Here is a 19,100-nt window from a genome sequence, read left to right on the forward strand (position 1 = left end):
CTGCGCCAACGGCGCGGCCCCCTCTAGCACGACGTCGATCCGCCGAAACGAGGTGCCCCCGCCCATGAGCATGGTCTGGACGCTCGGCGTGCTCGCCCTCGCCGTGGTGCTCACGCCGCTGCTCAACCGGTTCCTGGGCCGTGCCGCGGGCTGGCCCCTGGCGGCGCTCTACCTGGCCGCCACCGCCACCCTGTGGCCCGCGATAGCCGAGGTCTTCGCCGGTGGCACCCCGACGTTCGCGGTTCCGTGGGTCGAGGCCCTGGGCGTCGCGTTCGCCCTGCGCCTGGACGGCCTGGGCGTCGTGTTCAGCCTGATCGCGCTGCTGATCGGCGCCGTCGTGTTCGTGTACTCCACCGACTACCTCGGCCGCGGCTCGCAACTCAGCTTCTACCTCGTCATGACCGTGTTCACCCTGGCCATGGTCGGCCTGGTGATGGCCGACGACCTGGTGGTGCTGTTCATCTGCTGGGAGCTCACCAGCCTGGCGTCGTTCTTCCTCATCGCTCGTTCCGGCAACGCCGGTGAGGCGGCGTCCATGCGGACGCTGCTGCTCACGTTCATGGGCGGCCTCGCCCTGCTGGCCGGCGTCGCCCTCATCGTCGTGCGCACCGGGACGACCAACCTCACCGCGGCGTTGGCGTCCGACGTGTGGACCACCGATGGCACCTTCACCGCCGTCGTCGCCACCCTCGTGCTGCTCGCCGGGTTCACCAAGAGCGCGCAGTTCCCCTTCCACGTGTGGCTCCCGGACGCGATGGCCGCCATCACGCCTGTGAGCGCCTACCTGCACGCTGCGGCCGTCGTGAAGGCGGGCATCTTCCTGCTCATGCGGTTCAGCCCGGCGTTCCACGCGGCCCCGGTCTGGAATGCGGCCCTGATCTCGGCTGGCCTGTTCACCGCCGCGCTGGGGGCCTGGTTCGCCCTCACGCAGACGGACCTGAAGAAGCTGATGGCCTACTCGACGGTGAGCCAGCTCGGCCTCATCGTCGCCACGATCGGCGTCGGCACGGAGGCCGCCCTGGCCGCGGCCGTCATCCACACCATCGCGCACGCCCTGTTCAAGTCGGGCCTGTTCATGATGGTCGGCGTCGTCGACCACTCCACCGGTACCCGCGACCTCCGCCGCCTGCCGGTGCTGTGGCGGCGCATGCCGCTCAGCTTCACGGTCACCGCCGTGGGGGCCGCGTCCATGGCCGGGCTGCCCCCGCTGCTCGGCTTCATCTCCAAGGAGTCGCTCTTCGCGGCGCTGCTGGACGCCCCCGGCGCGGCCTGGACCGGTTGGCTCGCCCTCGTGCTCGCCGCGGGCGCGTCCGTGCTGACCTTCGCCTACTGCACCAAGATCCTGTTCGGCGGGTTCGTGGACGGCCGCGGCGCCGATCGGGACTCCGACCACGAGCTCCACCCCCATGAGGGCGTGATGCTCGGCGCGGCGGCCGTCCCGATCCTCACCGGGGTACCCCTGGGCCTGGCCGCCTTCCTGCTGGACGCCCCGGTCGACCTCGCCACGCGCGCCGCCCTGCCACTGAGCGATCCCCACGCCCACTTCACCCTGTGGCACGGCATCACGCCCGAGCTCATCGCCACCCTCGTGGTGTTCGCGCTCGGCGGGGTCGTCATCGCCCGCCGCGCCGCCCTGTGGCCGGTGCTGGAGGCCCACCGCTTCCCCGTCGACGGTGCAGTCGTCATCGGAGCGCTGCACGACGGCCTGCGGGCCGCCGCCCGGCCGTGGGTGCGCGTCTTCGTCTCCGACCACCCCGACCGGCACCTCGCCGTCCTGTTCGGCGCGTACCTCGCCGTGGTGCTGCCCGGCCTCGTGCTCGTCGCCCCAGGGACGCCCGCCTTCGCGGTCGGCCCCGTGGCGCTCACCCAACCCGTCGACGTCGTGGTCTGCCTGCTCATCGCCGCGTCCGTCGTCTGCCTGTGCCTCACCACCTCGCGCCTCGCCGCCACCTTGTGCCTCTCGGCGATCGGCATCATCTCCACTGTCCAGATCCTGGCCCTTGGCGCCCCCGACGTCGCCCTCACCCAGCTGCTCGTGGAATCGCTCACGGTCATCGTCATCATGCTGATGCTGCAGAAGCTGCCGACCCACTTCAACTTCAAGACGACGCCGCGCGTCGCCAAGGCCAGCGCCATCGCCGTGGGCATGGGCCTGGCCGCCGGCGGGGCAACCTGGTTCCTCGCGGCTCGCCGGCCCCGCTCCGACGTCGCCGACTACTACGCCGGCAACGCCACCGACGTCACCAGCGCCCAGAACATCGTGAACGTCATCCTCGTCGAGTTCCGCGCGCTCGACACCCTGGGTGAGCTCACCGTACTCGGCATGGCGGGCATCGCGATTCTCGCCCTCGTGTCGTCCGTGCGGCACCGTCAGCTCGATCCGAGCCCGGAGGAGGACCGCACCCACGTGCCCCCGCCCGAGCTGGCCCTGCGCCCGGAGGGCACCCCCGCCCACCGCGCGATCACGGACGCCTGGTCGAACGTCCTGCCCATGCAGCTGGTGCTGCGCTTCATGGTGCCGGTGCTGGTCGTGCTCTCCGCGCTCATCTTCTGGCGCGGCCACAACGAACCCGGTGGCGGCTTCATCGCCGCGCTGGTCGGCTCCGCGGTCGTCGGCCTGATCTACCTCTCGACGTCGCGCGACCGCCAGATCGGCCCGCCGCGCCTGCCCATCCGGCTCATCGGCTGGGGCGTGGTGATCGCGGTCGTCACCGGCCTGTTCGGCCTGGCCTTCGCGTCCTCGTTCCTCGAACCGATCCACGGCTACCTGGGCGGCGTCCATCTGGTGACCTCGATGCTGTTCGACGTCGGCGTCTACCTCGCCGTCATCGGCCTGGTGATGCTCGCGTTCAACCTGCTGGGCACCAGCGGTGACAGCCTCACCCGCGACGGCGGCGAGAGCACCCGTGAGCGCGCAGACGAGGCCGTCGAGGGCGAGCTGCCCGGCCCGCTCGACACGGTGCGGGGTGAGCCCGCCGCAGCCGGACGCGTCGGCGTCCGCTCGCGCTTCCTCGCCGAGGGCACGCCGCCGAAGGAGCTGGGCCGATGATCCTCGCCGTCACCGTCGGAGTCCTCGTCGCCGGAGGCACCTACCTCCTGCTCTCGCGCAGCATGGTGCGTTCGGTCTTCGGCATCGCCGTGCTCAGCCACGCCGCCAACTTCGTGCTGCTCGCCGCCGGTGTGCCCGCGTGGCGCTCCGAGCCGCTCAGCGACACCACCGACCCGGCCCTCATGGGCGACCCGTTGCCCATGGCGTTCGTGTTGACCGCCATCGTCATCACGCTGGCCGTCACCGTCGTCATGCTCACGTTCGCCGTCCTCGGCCACAACGACGACACCCACAAGACGCCGGCCACGGGGGAGACCCACGTCTGATGAACCCTGCGCTGCTGCCCCTCTTCGTCGCCGTGCCGCTGCTCGTGTCCGGCCTGCTCGTCGTGATCCGCCACCGCCTCGTCGACCGCGTGGCGATGGTCGGCACGCCGCTGGTCTCCGCCGTGGCCGCGGGCGCCCTGTTTGTCCACCATGCAGCCGAGCCGGTGGTGGCCCACAATGTGGGCGCCTTCGTCCCCGGAGTCGCGATCCCGTTCGTGTCGGACGCCGCGTCCGCGCTCATGCTGGTGCTCACCGGCCTGATGGCCGCGGCGGCCGCCTGGTACTTGACGCTGACGGGCGAGGACCGTTACCGCTTCGTCCCGCCGCTGGTGGTCATGCTCATCGCGGGCGTGAACGGCGCGCTGCTCACCGGCGACCTGTTCAACCTCTTCGTCTTCGTCGAAGTGATGCTGCTGCCCAGCTACGTCCTGCTGGCCGTCACCGGCACGTGGCGCCGCCTCGGCGTCGGTCGCGTCTACATCTTGGTCAACCTGCTCACCAGCACGTTCCTGCTTCTCGGTGTCGGCTTCGTCTACGCGGTGGCCGGCACGGTCAACCTCGCCGTGCTGCAGGGTGCCGCGGCCCAGGATCCCCGGCTGGGCCTGGCCATCGGCATGGTGCTACTCGCGCTCGCGGTGAAGGCCGGCGTCTTTCCCGTGCACGGCTGGCTGCCCAGTGCCTACCCCGCCACCTCCGCCGGCATCATGGCGCTGTTCTCCGGGCTGCACACCAAGGTGGCGCTCTACGCGATCTTCCGCATCGTCGCGACGACGTACGGCGAGGTGGTGCCCTGGGTGGGGGTGCTGTTGGCCGTCGTGATCGCGACCATGCTGGTGGGCGCGGTCAGCACCGCCGGCGTGGGCCGCCTCCGGTCGGCCATCGCGTTCCAGATGGTCTCCGGCATCGGGCACATTTTGATCGCGCTCGTCGTGTTCAGCGCCGCCTCGCTGGGCGCGGGCCTGTTCTACCTCGCGCACCACGTCATCACCGTCGGCGGCCTGCTGCTCCTCACCGGCGCCATCGAACAGACCTACGGCAGCGGCCGCTACGACCGGCTGAGCGGCCTCATGCGGCGCGACCGGGTGGTCGCCGTCGGTTTCGCCCTCGGCTTGTTCTCCCTGGTGGGGCTGCCGCCCACCTCCGGGCTCTGGGGCAAGGTGGGGCTCATGCGGGCGGCGGCCGAGGCGGACGCCGGCGTGGCCGCCGCGCTCATCGGGGCCGTCATCCTCGCCTCGATCGCGTCGCTGATGGCGCTGACCCGCTTGTGGCGCGAGGTGTTCTGGGGGGCGCCGATGGACAGCTATTCACCCGATGACCCCGAGTTCGGACGCGCCCCGCGCACGGCGCTGCCCGACGGCGTCCGCGTCCCGCTGGGTCTCGCCGCGCCCGGGCTGGCGCTCATCGCGGTCTCGGTCGCCCTGTTCGTCTTCGCCGGGGTCTTCTACCCCGTGGCGGCGGACGCCGGCGTGGCGCTCGCCGACGCCACTGCCTACGCCGAGGCGGTGCTGCGATGAGGGTGCTGTATGCGCTCGGCTACCTGGTCTGGATCGCCGTCGAGGTCGTGAAGGGCTCGTTCGACGTGGCCCGGGACACCCTCACCCCGGGGGTGGGTTCGACCCCGGCCATCGTGGAGTACCCGCTGCGTTGCCGCACCGATCTGGAGGTGACCGTCATGGCGTCCTCGATCACCATCACCCCGGGCACGATCGTGCTCGGCACCGCGTCCGCCCGCGACGGTGAGCCGCCCGTGCTCTACGTCCACAGCCTGTACGCCCGCAGCCGCGCCGACATCATCGCCGGCCTGGATGAGATGGAGACCCGCCTGCTGCGCGCCACGCGCGGCCGCCGGGCGGGGGAGGTGCAGGCCGCATGATCGTCGGAGTGTGGATCGCCACGGGCATCCTGGCCGTCTCCATCGTGCTCGGCCTGGTGCGCATCGGCACGGCCACGGACGCCGCCAGCCGCGCCGTGGTGGGCGATCTGGTGTTCTTCAGCGCCATCGGGTTGCTGGTGCTGCTCGGCATGCAGACCCAGTCGGCCGCCGTCGTGGACGCCGCCATGCTGGCCGCGTTGCTCGGCATCCTGGCCACCATCGCGCTGGCCCGCATCATCACCAGGGGGCGTCGATGACCGGCACCGCGTTCGTCGTGCTCGAGGTGCTCTCGGGCGTCATGGTCGTGGCCGGAGCGCTGTTCGTGCTCGTCAGCGCCATCGCCATGCTGCGGCAGCGCGATGCCTTCGCGCGGATCAACGTCATGTCCCCGGCCACGGGGATGGGGCTGCCGCTCATCGTGGTGGCCGCGTTCGTGCACCGCGTGGCCCTCGGCACCGCGACCGTCACCGATGGCCTCAAGACGGTGGTCACCGTTGCGGCCCTGCTGGTCGTCTCCTCGGTGGCGACAAACATCCTGGCCCGGGCCGCCTACCTCTCCGGCGCCCCCGTGGCGCCCGAAACCCAGCCCCAGGAGCTGGCGGAGGACCCCCGCCCCTGAGCCGTGGCCACCCCGTGCTTGCATAACCATGTATGACACTGCATGATATGTGACATGAAGACGCGCATCGCCGTCGCCGGTTGCACGGGATATGCCGGGGGCGAGATCCTCCGGCTCCTGAGTGTGCGGGACGACATCGAGATCGGCGCCCTGACGGCCAAGGCGTCCGCCGGGTCGCCGCTCGGCCAGCACCAGCCCCACCTGTCGGCCCTGGCCGACCGCGTGGTCGCGGACACCACCGTCGAAAACCTCGCGGGTCACGACGTCGTCTTCCTCGCGCTGCCGCACGGCGCGTCCGGCGAGGTCGCGGCCCAGCTCGGCGAGGACACCCTCGTCATCGACGCCGGCGCGGACTTCCGCCTCCGCTCGGCCGAGGACTGGGAGCGGTTCTACGGCACGCCCCACGCCGGCACCTGGCCCTACGGCCTGCCCGAGCTTCCCGGCCAGCGCGAGGTGCTCGCCGCGACGAAGCGCATCGCCGTGCCCGGCTGCTTCCCGACCACGGTCACCCTCGCGCTCGCCCCGGCCATCGCCGCCGGCCTGACCGATGCCCACGACACGGTCGTGGTCGCCCCCACCGGTCCCTCCGGCGCGGGGAAATCCCTCAAGCCCCACCTGCTCGGTGCCGAGCTGATGGGCTCGGCGTCCGCGTATGGCGTCGGGGGCGTCCACCGCCACGTGCCCGAGATGCTGCAGAACTTCCGCCGCCTCGGCGCGGCGAACCCGACCGTCTCGTTCACCCCCGTGCTCGTGCCGATGTCGCGCGGCATCCTCGCCACGGTCACGGCCCCCCTGGCCACGCCGCTCCAGGCCGAGGACGCGCACCGCACCTACGCCGACTTCTACGCCGACGAGCCGTTCGTGCACGTCCTGCCCCCCGGGCAGTGGCCCATGACCCAGTCGGTGCTGGGCAGCAACCACATCCAGGTCCAGGTGGGCGTCGACGCCGCCGCGAACCGGCTGGTCGCGGTCGCCGTGCTTGACAACCTCACCAAGGGCACCGCGGGCGGGGCCGTCCAGTCCATGAACCTCGCCCTCGGCCTCCCCGAGACCCTGGGCCTCACCACGTGGGGAGTCGCACCGTGAGCGTCACCGCTGCCAGCCAGTTCACCGCCGCGGGGGTGGCCGCCGGCATCAAGGCGTCGGGCAACCCCGACCTGGCCCTCGTCGTCAACACCGGCCCCGAGCGCGTCGCCGCCGGCGTGTTCACCTCCAACCGCTTCCAGGCCGCCCCGGTCGTCTGGTCGATCGACGCCCTGGCCGACGGCCGCGCCGACGCCGTCGTCCTCAACTCCGGTGGCGCCAACGCCTGCACCGGCCCCGACGGGCTGGCCGATGCCGCCGCCATGGCCGAGCTCACGGCGTCCGCGCTCGCGACGACGCCCGACCAGGTGGCCGTCTGTTCCACCGGGCTGATCGGCGTCCGCCTGCCCATGGACGCCGTCGCCGCCGGCATCGCGGACGCCGCCGCCCAGCTCTCAGCCGAGGGCGGCCCGGACGCCGCCCGCGCGATCATGACGACCGACACGGTCAGTAAGCAGGCCGCCGTCACCTCCGAGGCCGGTTGGACCGTCGGCGGCATGGCCAAGGGTGCCGGCATGCTCGCCCCGGCGTTGGCCACGATGCTGGTGGTCGTCACCACCGACGCCGCCCTCGACGCGGCCACCGCGGACGCCGCCCTGCGCCGCGCCTGCGCGCTCACCTTCGACCGCACCGACGCCGACGGCTGCATGTCCACCAACGACACCGTGATCCTGCTCGCCAACGGCGCGTCCGGGGTGACTCCGAGCCCCGAGGAGTTCACCGAGGCCCTCGCCGGGGTGTGCGCGTCGCTGGCCCGCCAGCTCATCACCGACGCCGAGGGCGCCCACCACGACGTGGTGGTCAGCGTGGTCAACGCCGCCACCGAGGCCGACGCGCTCGAGGTTGCCCGCTGCGTGGCCCGGTCCAACCTGTTCAAGTGCGCCATCTTCGGCGACGACCCGAACTGGGGCCGGGTGCTGGCCGCCGCCGGCACGTCGAGCGCCACGTTTGACCCCGGGCAGGTGAGCGTGGCGTTCAACGGCGTCACGGTGTTCGCCCGCGGCGCCCTGGGTGACGACCGCTCGCTCGTGCCGTTCGAGGGCCGCGACGTCACCGTCGAGATCGATCTGGCCGCCGGCGCGGAGACCGCCACCATCTGGACCAACGACCTGACGTACGACTACGTCAAGGAGAACGCGGAGTACTCCTCATGAGCCCCACCCTCACCCGCACCCCGGCGGCCCAGCAGGCCGCCTACGCGAAGGCCGGCGTCCTGGTGGAGGCCCTGCCGTGGCTGGAGAAGTACGCCGGCTCGACGATGGTCATCAAGTACGGCGGCAACGCGATGACGAGCCCCGAGCTCAAGGCGGCCTTCGTCAAGGATGTCGTCTTCCTGCGGCGCTGCGGCGTCCGCGTCGTCGTGGTGCACGGCGGCGGGCCGCAGATCAACGCGATGCTGCAGCGGGTCGGGATCGCGCCGGAGTTCAAGGGCGGGCTGCGGGTCACGACGCCGGCGACGATGGAGATCGTCCGGATGGTGCTCGTGGGGCAGGTCGGGCGCGAGCTGGTCGGGTTGCTGAACAGCCACGGCGCGCTCGCGGTGGGCATGTCCGGTGAGGACGCCAATCTGTTCACCGCCCAGCGCCGCGGCGCGGTGATCCAGGGTGAGCACGTCGACCTCGGCCTCGTGGGCGAGGTGGCGGCCGTCAACACCGCCGCGATCGCCGACATCATCGACGCCGGCCGCATCCCCGTCGTCGCCACCGTCGCCCCGGACGCCGACGGCGAGGTCCACAACGTCAATGCAGACACGGCGGCTGCGGCGCTGGCGGCGGCCCTGGGCGCCGAGCGGCTCATCGTGCTGACCGACGTCGAAGGGTTGTACGCCAACTGGCCGAGCACCGACGAGATCATCGCCGCCATCACGGCCGACGAGCTCCGCGCGATGCTGCCGACGCTGAGCAGCGGCATGATTCCGAAGATGGAGGCCTGCCTGGCGGCCGTCGACGGCGGTGTCCCGCTGGCCACGGTGGTGGACGGCCGCGCGCCCCACTCGATCCTGTTGGAGATCTTCACCGATGAAGGGGTGGGAACGATGGTGGTGCCCTCATGAGCCGCACGAGCGATCCGGCGACGCCGGCCCAGGCACACGAGCCGGGCGGCGCGGCGTCCGCGGACCTGCTGGCCCGCTACGGCGACGCGCTGATGACCACGTTCGGGACGCCGGCGCGCGCCCTGGTGCGCGGCGAGGGCCCCTACGTCTGGGACGCCGAGGGGCGCCGTTACCTCGACCTGCTCGGCGGCATCGCCGTGAACGCGCTCGGCCACGCCCACCCGCGGTTGGTGGCCGCGATCGCGGACCAGGCCGCGACGCTGGTGCACGTCTCGAACCTGTTCACGAGCCGGGTGCAGGTCGATCTCGCCGAGAAGCTGGACGCCCTCGTGGCCGGGGATTCCGGCCTGGGCGCTCGCGTGTTCTTCGCCAACTCGGGCACCGAGGCCAATGAGGCGGCGTTCAAGGCGACCCGCCGCACCGGCCGCACGAAGGTGATCGCCATGGAGGGGTCCTTCCACGGCCGCACCATGGGGGCGCTGTCGCTGACGGCGACCGAGGCCTACCGGGCGCCCTTCGCGCCGTTGGTTCCGGACGTGACATGGGTGCCCTTTGGCGACGCGGACGCCCTCGCCGCGGTGATGGACGACACGGTCGCGGCGGTCGTCGTCGAGCCCATCCAGGGCGAGAGCGGCGTCGTCGTGCCCCCGGACGGGTGGCTGGCCCGGGCCCGCGAGCTGTGCACGGCCCACGGGGCCCTGCTGTGGCTGGACGAGGTGCAGACCGGTGTGGGTCGGACCGGCACCTGGCTGGCCGCCGAGCATGACGGGGTCGTGCCCGACCTCGTCACCCTGGCGAAGGGGTTGGGCGGGGGCGTCCCGATCGGGGCCTGCGTCGGGCTCGGGGCGGCCGGCGACCTGCTGCAGGCCGGCCACCACGGCAGCACGTTCGGCGGCAACCCGCTCGCGTGCCGGGCGGCGCTGGAGGTGATCGCGGTCATCGAGGAGGACGACCTGCTCGCCCACGTCACCGCCACCGGCGACTGGCTCGCCGCCGCCATCGAGGGGCTCGGGCTGCCGCAGATCTCCCACGTGCGGGGCCGCGGGCTGCTGCGCGGCGTCGTGCTGACCGCACCGGTCGCCAAGGACGTGCACGCCAAGGCGCTGGCGGACGGCTTCCTCATCAATGCGCCGCGCCCCGACGTGCTGCGGCTCGCGCCGCCGCTCATCGTGACCCGCGAGCAGCTCGAGCCGTTCGTGGCCGCGCTGCCCGGGTGGCTGGGGGCGTCCGCGTGAGCGAACGCGCCGTGCCCACCTCGAAGGCGGCCCGGCAGGGGCGCATCGTGGAGCTGTTGACGCACGCCACCATCCGGTCCCAGACCGAGCTGGCCGAGCGGCTGGGCGCCGAGGGGTTCGGGGTGTCCCAGGGCACGCTGAGCCGGGATCTGGCCGACATCGGTGCCCTGCGCGTGCGCACGCCGAGCGGTGACCTGGCCTACGTGCTGCGCGCCACCGAGCCGGCCGACGCGGGCCGCGCCGAGAACCGGTTGGGCCGGTTGCTGGGGGAGTTGCTGCTGACGGCCGAGGCGTCCGCCAACCTCGTGGTGCTCAAGACACCGCCCGGAGCGGCGCAGTTCCTCGCCTCGGCGATCGATCGTGCGGGGGTGGACGCGGCGCTCGGTACGATCGCGGGCGACGATTCGATTCTGCTCGTCAGCCGCGACCCCGCCGGGGGCGAGGCGCTGGTCGAGCACCTGCTCGCCCTGGGCGAGCGCGGCAAGGAGGGGCAGTGAGCGAGGCAGGCGACGGACGGCTCTGGGGTGGACGCTTCGAGGGGGGCCCGGCGGAGGCGATGTTCGCGCTGAGCAGGTCCACGCACTTCGACTGGCGGCTGGCCCGCCACGACCTCGCCGGCTCCCGCGCGCACGCCAAGGCGCTGCACCGCGCCGAGCTGCTGACCGACGACGAGCTGGCCGGGATGCTCGCCGGGCTCGATGAGCTGGACGCCGACGTGGCCTCCGGCGCGTTCACGGCGGCCCCCACCGACGAGGACGTCCACGGCGCGTTGGAGCGCGGCCTGATGGAGCGGGTCGGCCCCGAGCTGGGCGGACGCCTGCGCGCCGGCCGGTCGCGCAACGACCAGATCGCGACGCTCATCCGCAGCTACCTGCGCGAGGAGCTGGCCGGCGTGGCGTCCGACGTGGGCGAGCTGGTGGGGGCGTTGCACGCGCAGGCGACGCAGCACCTCGGGGCGCCCATGCCCGGCCGCACGCACATGCAGTCAGCCCAGCCCGTGCTGTTGTCCCACCACCTGCTGGCCCACGCCTGGCCGTTGCTGCGCGATCTCGAGCGCATCGCCGACCTGGATCGGCGCCTGGCGTGGTCGCCCTACGGGTCCGCCGCGCTGGCCGGCACCTCGCTGGGGCTCGATCCGGAGTTCGTCGCGTCCGAGCTGGGTTTCGACGGCAGCGTGGCCAACTCGATCGACGGCACCGCCGCGCGCGACCTCGTGGCCGAGGCCGCCTGGGTGCTGGCGCAGATCGGCGTCGACCTCTCGCGGATCAGCGAGGAGGTGATCGTGTGGTCCACCGTCGAGTTCGGTTTCGTGACGCTGGACGACGCCTGGTCCACCGGCTCCAGCATCATGCCGCAGAAGAAGAACCCCGACGTGGCGGAGCTCGCCCGCGGCAAGGCCGGACGCCTCATCGGCAACCTCGCTGGGCTGCTGGCCACGCTGAAGGGGCTGCCGCTGGCGTACAACCGCGACCTGCAGGAGGACAAGGAGCCGATCTTCGACGGGCTCGACCAGCTCCGCGTGCTGGTGCCGGCCGTGACCGGCATGGTCGCGACGCTGACCTTCCACACCGACCGTCTCGCGGAGCGCGCGCCGGCGGGCTTCTCGCTGGCCACGGATGTGGCCGACTGGTTGGTGCGCCAGCGCGTTCCGTTCGCCCAGGCCCACGAGATCTCGGGGGCGGCGGTGCGGTACTGCGAGGAGCGGGGCATGGAGCTGACGGACCTGACGGCGTCCGACCTGCCCGCCATCGACCCACGGCTGGGTGCCGACGTGCTGGAGGTGCTGAGCGTGGCCGGTTCGATCGACGCCCGGGACGGACGGGGCGGCACCGCCCGCGTCCGGGTGGCCGAGCAGCTGGACGAGGTCGCGCATCGGCTCGCCGAGCTGCGGTGAGGGCGGCGGGGGCGGCGCGGTAGCCTTGTGCCCCGTGAATGCCGTGATCGACGACCTGTCCTGGCGGGGGCTCCTCGCCCACACGACCGATCTGGACGCCCTGGGCGCCCACTTCGATGAGGGCCCGGTCAAGACCTACGTGGGGTTCGACCCGACCGCGCCGTCGATCCACATGGGCAACCTGGTGCAGATCATGGTGCACCGGGCGCTGCAGCGAGCGGGGCATCGCCCCGTGCTGCTGGTGGGGGGCTCGACCGGGCTGATCGGCGACCCGAAACAGGCCGGTGAGCGTGTGATGAACGATGTGGACGTCGTGGCGGGGTGGGTGGAGCGCATCCGATCCCAGGTCGGCCGCCTCATCGATCTGGACGGCCCCCACGCCGGAACCCTCGTGAACAACCTGGACTGGACGTCCGGCATCTCGGCGCTCGACTTCCTGCGCGACGTGGGGAAGCACTTCTCGGTGAACCGCATGCTCGACCGCGAGGTGGTGAAGAGCCGCCTCGAGGCGGGCATCAGCTACACCGAGTTCAGCTACGTCCTGCTCCAGTCGCTGGACTACCGGGAGCTGTACCGCCGCTACGGCGTGACCCTGCAGACCGGCGGGTCGGACCAGTGGGGCAACATCACCGCCGGGGTCGATTTGATCCGGCGCTCCGAGGGCGCTCGGGTGCACGCCTTGGCAACCCCATTGCTGACGAAGTCGGACGGGGTGAAGTTCGGCAAGACCGAGTCCGGCACCGTGTGGCTCGATCCGGAGATGACCTCGCCCTACGCGTTCCACCAGTACTTCCTGAACGCCGAGGACGAGATGGTCGTCTCCTACCTGAAGGTGTTCAGCGAGCGATCCCACGAGGAGATCGACGACATCGCCGCCCAGCAGGCCGAGAAGCCGTTCCTGCGCGTGGCGCAGCGGGCGCTGGCCAACGACATCACCGACCTGGTGCACGGGGTGGGCGAGCGGCAGGGCGCCGAGGCTGCCGCAGCGGCCCTGTTCGGGCGCAGTGAACTGCGCGACCTGGACGCCCGCACGCTCGCCGCCGTCGCCACCCAACTGGACGCCGCCACGGTGCAGGTGGGGGAGACCTGGCCCTCGGTGGTGGACGCCCTGGCCGAGTCCGGCGTCGTCGCGAGCCGTTCGGCCGCGCGACGTGCGATCGAGGAGGGCGGGGCGTACGTGAACAACATGAAGGTCACCGAGCCGGACGCCCGTCTGAGCCAGGAGGATCTGCTCGGTGGGCAGATGGTGATCGTGCGTCGCGGCAAGAAGACCGTCGGAGCACTGCGCATCCAGCGCTGAGCCCCGTGGGTGCCGGGCGGCACCGCGAGGGCCGCTGTGTCGGGCCGGGCGAACGGCGCGGGGACCGCGCCGGGGACACATGGCTGGAGACACACGGCTGGGGCACGTGGCCAGGGAGACCGGCTGGGCAGGCCGGCTCGGGCCACCGCGACACGCCCGGGCTGCACAGCCGATTTGCGTCCGCCGACACACCCCTGTAATGTTTACCAAGCCCTCGGGGGAACGGACGAGCCGCACAACGGATCGGACGGACCGAGTGGCGGACCTCAACCAATGACGATCAAGCCTTCTGGGCTTGAGTTCGCCGACGGCGGTCGCTGGAGGAGAATCGCAGGATTTGACTCCGGGATTCGGACCAAGTTATGTTGGTCTGGTTGCCCCGGAAGGCGCCGAGAAATCGGAGCCCAAGGTGTGTGGTGGAAGTTCGAGAACTCAACAGCGTGCTTAGGTCAATGCCAGTTGGTCTGCCTCTTTTGTGGGGTGGATCGCTAAATATGCACATTTTTGTGTGCCTCGTCGTCTTGCTGCCCTGTGGGGTGGTGGGGTGATGTTTCTTTGAGATTAATTTGATGACCGGCCTCTGTTTGGGGGTTGGTTGGTCAGGTTTTGCTCGTCATTGTTTTTCGATGGAGAGTTTGATCCTGGCTCAGGACGAACGCTGGCGGCGTGCTTAACACATGCAAGTCGAACGGATCACTCTTCGGGGTGGTTAGTGGCGAACGGGTGAGTAACACGTGAGCAACCTGCCCTTCACTCTGGGATAACTGTGGGAAACTTCAGCTAATACCGGATATTACCTGTCACTGCATGGTGGTGGGTGGAAAGATTTTTTGGTGGGGGATGGGCTCGCGGCCTATCAGCTTGTTGGTGGGGTGATGGCCTACCAAGGCTTTGACGGGTAGCCGGCCTGAGAGGGCGACCGGCCACACTGGGACTGAGATACGGCCCAGACTCCTACGGGAGGCAGCAGTGGGGAATTTTGCACAATGGACGGAAGTCTGATGCAGCAACGCCGCGTGCGGGATGAAGGCCTTCGGGTTGTAAACCGCTTTCACCGCCGACGAATTGAAGACGGTAGGCGGAGAAGAAGCACCGGCTAACTACGTGCCAGCAGCCGCGGTGATACGTAGGGTGCGAGCGTTGTCCGGATTTATTGGGCGTAAAGAGCTCGTAGGTGGTTTGTTGCGTCGGGAGTGAAAACACGCCGCTTAACGGTGTGCTTGCTTTCGATACGGGCAGACTTGAGGAAGGTAGGGGAGAACGGAATTCCTGGTGGAGCGGTGGAATGCGCAGATATCAGGAGGAACACCAGTGGCGAAGGCGGTTCTCTGGACCTTTCCTGACGCTGAGGAGCGAAAGCGTGGGGAGCAAACAGGCTTAGATACCCTGGTAGTCCACGCCGTAAACGGTGGGCACTAGGTGTGGGACCCATTCCACGGGTTCCGTGCCGTAGCTAACGCATTAAGTGCCCCGCCTGGGGAGTACGGCCGCAAGGCTAAAACTCAAAGGAATTGACGGGGGCCCGCACAAGCGGCGGAGCATGCGGATTAATTCGATGCAACGCGAAGAACCTTACCTGGGTTTGACATGCACCAGACGCATTCAGAGATGGATGTTCCCTTTGGGCTGGTGTGCAGGTGGTGCATGGCTGTCGTCAGCTCGTGTCGTGAGATGTTGGGTTAAGTCCCGCAACGAGCGCAACCCTCGTCCTATGTTGCCAGCGCGTAATGGCGGGAACTCATGGGAGACTGCCGGGGTCAACTCGGAGGAAGGTGGGGATGAGGTCAAGTCATCATGCCCCTTATGTCCAGGGCTTCACGCATGCTACAATGGCTGGTACAAAGGGTTGCGATGCCGCGAGGTTGAGCGAATCCCGTAAAGCCAGTCTCAGTTCGGATTGGGGTCTGCAACTCGACCCCATGAAGTCGGAGTCGCTAGTAATCGCAGATCAGCATTGCTGCGGTGAATACGTTCCCGGGCCTTGTACACACCGCCCGTCAAGTCATGAAAGTCGGTAACACCCGAAGCCGGTGGCCCAACCTTGTGGGGGGAGCCGTCGAAGGTGGGATCGGTAATTAGGACTAAGTCGTAACAAGGTAGCCGTACCGGAAGGTGCGGCTGGATCACCTCCTTTCTAGGGAGCCCATTGTCTATCGGGTCTGACTGGCCCGGAGGCGTCCTGCTTTCTCGCCCGTGTGTGGTGGGGGTGGGGTGGGTTTTGATTGTGGAAGCATTGATCGAGTGCTCTTGCCTGGTGGCTGGTGCGCGTCTGGTACTGCTCGGCCCTCTGTTTTGGGGGTGTGGGTGTGGAAGGGTGTGTGTTGGTTGTGGGTGGGGGTGTGTGCGCGCTGTTGGGTTCTGGAATTTCCACTGTGTCGTCCCTGGTGTTTGTTGGGGGCGGGTGGGGTTTCAAACCAAATTTGTTTGCTGTCTGTCAGCTTGTCTTGCATCGGTTGGTGTGGGGTGGTTGGTGGGTGGTTGTTGTTTGAGAATTGTATAGTGGACGCGAGCATCTTGTAGTTTTTGTTGATCGTTTTTTGGTGACAAGCTACTAAGGGCGGTCGGTGGATGCCTTGGCATCAAGAGCCGATGAAGGACGTTGCAACCTGCGATAAGCCATGGGGAGTTGGTAAGCGAGCTTTGATCCGTGGATGTCCGAATGGGGAAACCTCGAAAGTACCGGAGTCATGTCCGGCGACCTCACTCTGAATGTATAGGGGTGTTGGAGGGAACGCGGGGAAGTGAAACATCTCAGTACCCGCAGGAAGAGAAAACAATTGTGATTCCGTGAGTAGTGGCGAGCGAAAGCGGATGAGGCCAAACCTGGTGTGTGTGAGAGCTGACAGGCGTTGCATGCTGGGGGTTGTGGGACCTGCTTCACTGGGCTGTCATCTGGTGGGCGAGTGATAAAAGACATGCGAAGTTGAAGCCTCTGGGATGGGGCACCATAGTGCGTGATAGTCGTGTAGGCGTAAGTGTGTCTCTCGTGGCAGTGTTCCCAAGTAGCACGGAACTCCTGGAATTCTGTGTGAATCTGGCGGGACCACCCGTCAAGCCTAAATACTCCTTGATGACCGATAGCGGACAAGTACCGTGAGGGAAAGGTGAAAAGTACCCCGGGAGGGGAGTGAAATAGTACCTGAAACCGGCCGCCTACAATCCGTCGGAGCCTCCTTGTGGGGTGACGGCGTGCCTTTTGAAGAATGAGCCTGCGAGTTAGGGGTGTGTGGCGAGGTTAACCCGTGTGGGGTAGCCGTAGCGAAAGCGAGTCCGAAGAGGGCGTTTGAGTCGCATGCTCTAGACCCGAAGCGGAGTGATCTATCCATGGCCAGGGTGAAGCGACGGTAAGACGTCGTGGAGGCCCGAACCCACTTGGGTTGAAAACCGAGGGGATGAGCTGTGGATAGGGGTGAAAGGCCAATCAAACTCCGTGATAGCTGGTTCTCCCCGAAATGCATTTAGGTGCAGCGTCGCATGTTTCTTGCCGGAGGTAGAGCACTGGATGGTCTAGGGGGCCCACAAGCTTACCGAAATCAGCCAAACTCCGAATGCCGGTAAGTGAGAGTGCGGCAGTGAGACTGTGGGGATAAGCTTCATAGTCGAGAGGGAAACAGCCCAGATCACCAGCTAAGGCCCCTAAGGGACTGCTAAGTGGAAAAGGATGTGGAGTTGCGAAGACAACCAGGAGGTTGGCTTGGAAGCAGCCACCCTTGAAAGAGTGCGTAATAGCTCACTGGTCAAGTGATTCTGCGCCGACAATGTAGCGGGGCTCAAGCAGTCCGCCGAAGCTGTGGCATTCACGCGTGTACTTGGGACTTTGTCTCTAGGTGTGTGGATGGGTAGGGGAGCGTCGTGTGTCCGGTGAAGCGGCGGGGTGACCCAGTCGTGGAGGGCATGCGAGTGAGAATGCAGGCATGAGTAGCGAATGACGGGTGAGAAACCCGTCCGCCGATTATCCAAGGGTTCCAGGGTCAAGCTAATCTGCCCTGGGTGAGTCGGGACCTAAGGCGAGGCCGACAGGCGTAGTCGATGGACAACCAGTTGATATTCTGGTACCGGCGAAGCAACGCCCGTGCTGAGGCTAGTGATACTAAGCACGCGAGATTGCCCGTCGATCCCTTCGGGGGTTGTGGGTGGTTGAGTCTGTGACCTGAGCTGGTAGTAGGCAAGCTGCGGAGGGACGCAGGAAGGTAGCCCATCCCACGCGATGGTTGTCGTGGGCTAAGATGGTAGGCCGGCGCATAGGTAAATCCGTGTGCTGTGTGGCTGAGAGTTGATGGCACTGGGGGTTTCGGCTTCTGGTGTGGGTGATCCTATGCTGCCTAGAAAAGCTTCGTGAGCGAGTTGTGAGCCGCCCGTACCCTAAACCGACACTGGTGGATAGGTAGAGAATACTGAGGCGATCGAGAGAATCGTGGTGAAGGAACTCGGCAAAATGCCCCCGTAACTTCGGGATAAGGGGGGCCTGAACCGTGAACCCACATTGCTGGGGTAGCGGGGAGGGTCGCAGAGACCAGGCCCAAGCGACTGTTTACTAAAAACACAGGTCCGTGCGAAGTTGTAAGACGATGTATACGGACTGACTCCTGCCCGGTGCTGGAAGGTTAAGGGGAACTGTTAGCCGTGAGGCGAAGCGGTGAACTTAAGCCCCAGTAAACGGCGGTGGTAACTATAACCATCCTAAGGTAGCGAAATTCCTTGTCGGGTAAGTTCCGACCTGCACGAATGGAGTAACGACTTGGGCGCTGTCTCCACCACGAACTCGGCGAAATTGCACTACGAGTAAAGATGCTCGTTACGCGCAGCAGGACGGAAAGACCCCGGGACCTTTACTATAGTTTGGTATTGGTGATCGGTACGACTTGTGTAGGATAGGTGGGAGACTGTGAAGCATTCACGCCAGTGGGTGTGGAGTCATCGTTGAAATACCACTCTGGTCGTTCTGGTTATCTAACCTCGGACCCTGATCGGGTTCAGGGACAGTGCCTGATGGGTAGTTTGACTGGGGCGGTCGCCTCCCAAAAGGTAACGGAGGCGCCCAAAGGTTCCCTCAGCCTGGTTGGCAATCAGGTTTCGAGTGTAAGTGCACAAGGGGGCTTGACTGTGAGACAGACATGTCGAGCAGGGACGAAAGTCGGGACTAGTGATCTGACGGTGGCGTGTGGAAGCGCCGTCACTCAACGGATAAAAGGTACCCCGGGGATAACAGGCTGATCTTGCCCGAGCGTCCATAGCGACGGCATGGTTTGGCACCTCGATGTCGGCTCGTCGCATCCTGGGGCTGGAGTCGGTCCCAAGGGTTGGGCTGTTCGCCCATTAAAGCGGCACGCGAGCTGGGTTTAGAACGTCGTGAGACAGTTCGGTCCCTATCCGCTGCGCGCGTTAGAGTCTTGAGAAGGGCTGTCCCTAGTACGAGAGGACCGGGACGGACCAACCTCTGGTGTGCCAGTTGTACCGCCAGGTGCATGGCTGGTTGGCTACGTTGGGAAGTGATAACCGCTGAAAGCATCTAAGCGGGAAGCACGCTTCAAGATGAGGACTCTCACCACCTTGAGTGGGTAAGGCCCCCTGGAGACCACGGGGTTGATAGGCCAGATGTGGAAGCACAGTAATGTGTGGAGCTGACTGGTACTAATAGGCCGAGGGCTTGTCACACCACCAAAAAAGT

The 19,100-nt window shown here is 67.6% G+C and carries 13 protein-coding genes and 2 rRNA genes; all 15 read left to right on the top strand.

Annotation, left to right across the window (positions count from 1 at the left end; all coding sequences use genetic code 11):
• Positions 1–64: 64 nt before the first annotated feature.
• Positions 65–3,049, top strand: coding sequence for a DUF4040 family protein (locus PCC79_RS06205; RefSeq protein WP_342373308.1), 2,985 nt, complete (start codon positions 65–67; stop codon positions 3,047–3,049).
• Complete coding sequence (locus PCC79_RS06210; protein WP_232549672.1) at positions 3,046–3,375, top strand: sodium:proton antiporter; 330 nt, start codon at positions 3,046–3,048, stop codon at positions 3,373–3,375. The genes PCC79_RS06205 and PCC79_RS06210 overlap by 4 nt, the downstream gene beginning before the upstream one ends.
• On the top strand, positions 3,375–4,889 hold the full coding sequence (locus tag PCC79_RS06215; protein ID WP_342373309.1) for a monovalent cation/H+ antiporter subunit D family protein: 1,515 nt from the start codon (positions 3,375–3,377) through the stop codon (positions 4,887–4,889). The genes PCC79_RS06210 and PCC79_RS06215 overlap by 1 nt, the downstream gene beginning before the upstream one ends.
• On the top strand, positions 4,886–5,248 hold the full coding sequence (locus PCC79_RS06220; protein ID WP_232549670.1) for a Na+/H+ antiporter subunit E: 363 nt from the start codon (positions 4,886–4,888) through the stop codon (positions 5,246–5,248). Before PCC79_RS06215 ends, PCC79_RS06220 begins: the two co-directional genes overlap by 4 nt.
• The gene (locus PCC79_RS06225; RefSeq protein WP_232549669.1) at positions 5,245–5,505 is read left to right on the top strand and encodes a monovalent cation/H+ antiporter complex subunit F; all 261 of its coding nucleotides are present in this window, start codon (positions 5,245–5,247) and stop codon (positions 5,503–5,505) included. The genes PCC79_RS06220 and PCC79_RS06225 overlap by 4 nt, the downstream gene beginning before the upstream one ends.
• On the top strand, positions 5,502–5,867 hold the full coding sequence (locus PCC79_RS06230) for a cation:proton antiporter (protein ID WP_232549668.1): 366 nt from the start codon (positions 5,502–5,504) through the stop codon (positions 5,865–5,867). The genes PCC79_RS06225 and PCC79_RS06230 overlap by 4 nt, the downstream gene beginning before the upstream one ends.
• Positions 5,868–5,921: 54 nt before the next feature.
• Positions 5,922–6,953, top strand: a complete 1,032-nt coding sequence (gene argC / locus PCC79_RS06235; protein ID WP_342373310.1) for an N-acetyl-gamma-glutamyl-phosphate reductase — start codon at positions 5,922–5,924, stop codon at positions 6,951–6,953.
• On the top strand, positions 6,950–8,104 hold the full coding sequence (gene argJ / locus PCC79_RS06240) for a bifunctional glutamate N-acetyltransferase/amino-acid acetyltransferase ArgJ (protein WP_342373311.1): 1,155 nt from the start codon (positions 6,950–6,952) through the stop codon (positions 8,102–8,104). Before argC ends, argJ begins: the two co-directional genes overlap by 4 nt.
• Complete coding sequence (gene argB, locus PCC79_RS06245; RefSeq protein ID WP_342373312.1) at positions 8,101–9,003, top strand: acetylglutamate kinase; 903 nt, start codon at positions 8,101–8,103, stop codon at positions 9,001–9,003. Before argJ ends, argB begins: the two co-directional genes overlap by 4 nt.
• On the top strand, positions 9,000–10,238 hold the full coding sequence (locus PCC79_RS06250; protein ID WP_342373313.1) for an acetylornithine transaminase: 1,239 nt from the start codon (positions 9,000–9,002) through the stop codon (positions 10,236–10,238). Before argB ends, PCC79_RS06250 begins: the two co-directional genes overlap by 4 nt.
• Positions 10,235–10,735 carry an arginine repressor gene (gene argR / locus PCC79_RS06255; RefSeq protein WP_232549664.1) on the top strand — a complete coding sequence of 167 codons (501 nt, stop codon included), beginning with the start codon at positions 10,235–10,237 and terminating at the stop codon, positions 10,733–10,735. Before PCC79_RS06250 ends, argR begins: the two co-directional genes overlap by 4 nt.
• On the top strand, positions 10,732–12,132 hold the full coding sequence (argH, locus tag PCC79_RS06260; RefSeq protein WP_332836199.1) for an argininosuccinate lyase: 1,401 nt from the start codon (positions 10,732–10,734) through the stop codon (positions 12,130–12,132). The genes argR and argH overlap by 4 nt, the downstream gene beginning before the upstream one ends.
• Before the next feature lie 34 nt (positions 12,133–12,166).
• Positions 12,167–13,432: a tyrosine--tRNA ligase gene (tyrS, locus tag PCC79_RS06265; RefSeq protein ID WP_342373314.1), complete on the top strand. Its 1,266-nt coding sequence runs from the start codon at positions 12,167–12,169 to the stop codon at positions 13,430–13,432.
• Between the two features lie 623 nt (positions 13,433–14,055).
• Positions 14,056–15,566 (top strand): 16S ribosomal RNA (locus PCC79_RS06270).
• A gap of 407 nt (positions 15,567–15,973) precedes the next feature.
• Positions 15,974–19,087: ribosomal RNA gene (locus PCC79_RS06275) — 23S ribosomal RNA — on the top strand.
• The 16S and 23S rRNA genes sit together here, the layout of an rRNA operon.
• Positions 19,088–19,100: the final 13 nt, after the last annotated feature.

The sequence above is a fragment of the Propioniciclava soli genome (assembly GCF_038502305.1).
GTDB classification, from domain to species: domain Bacteria; phylum Actinomycetota; class Actinomycetes; order Propionibacteriales; family Propionibacteriaceae; genus Propioniciclava; species Propioniciclava soli.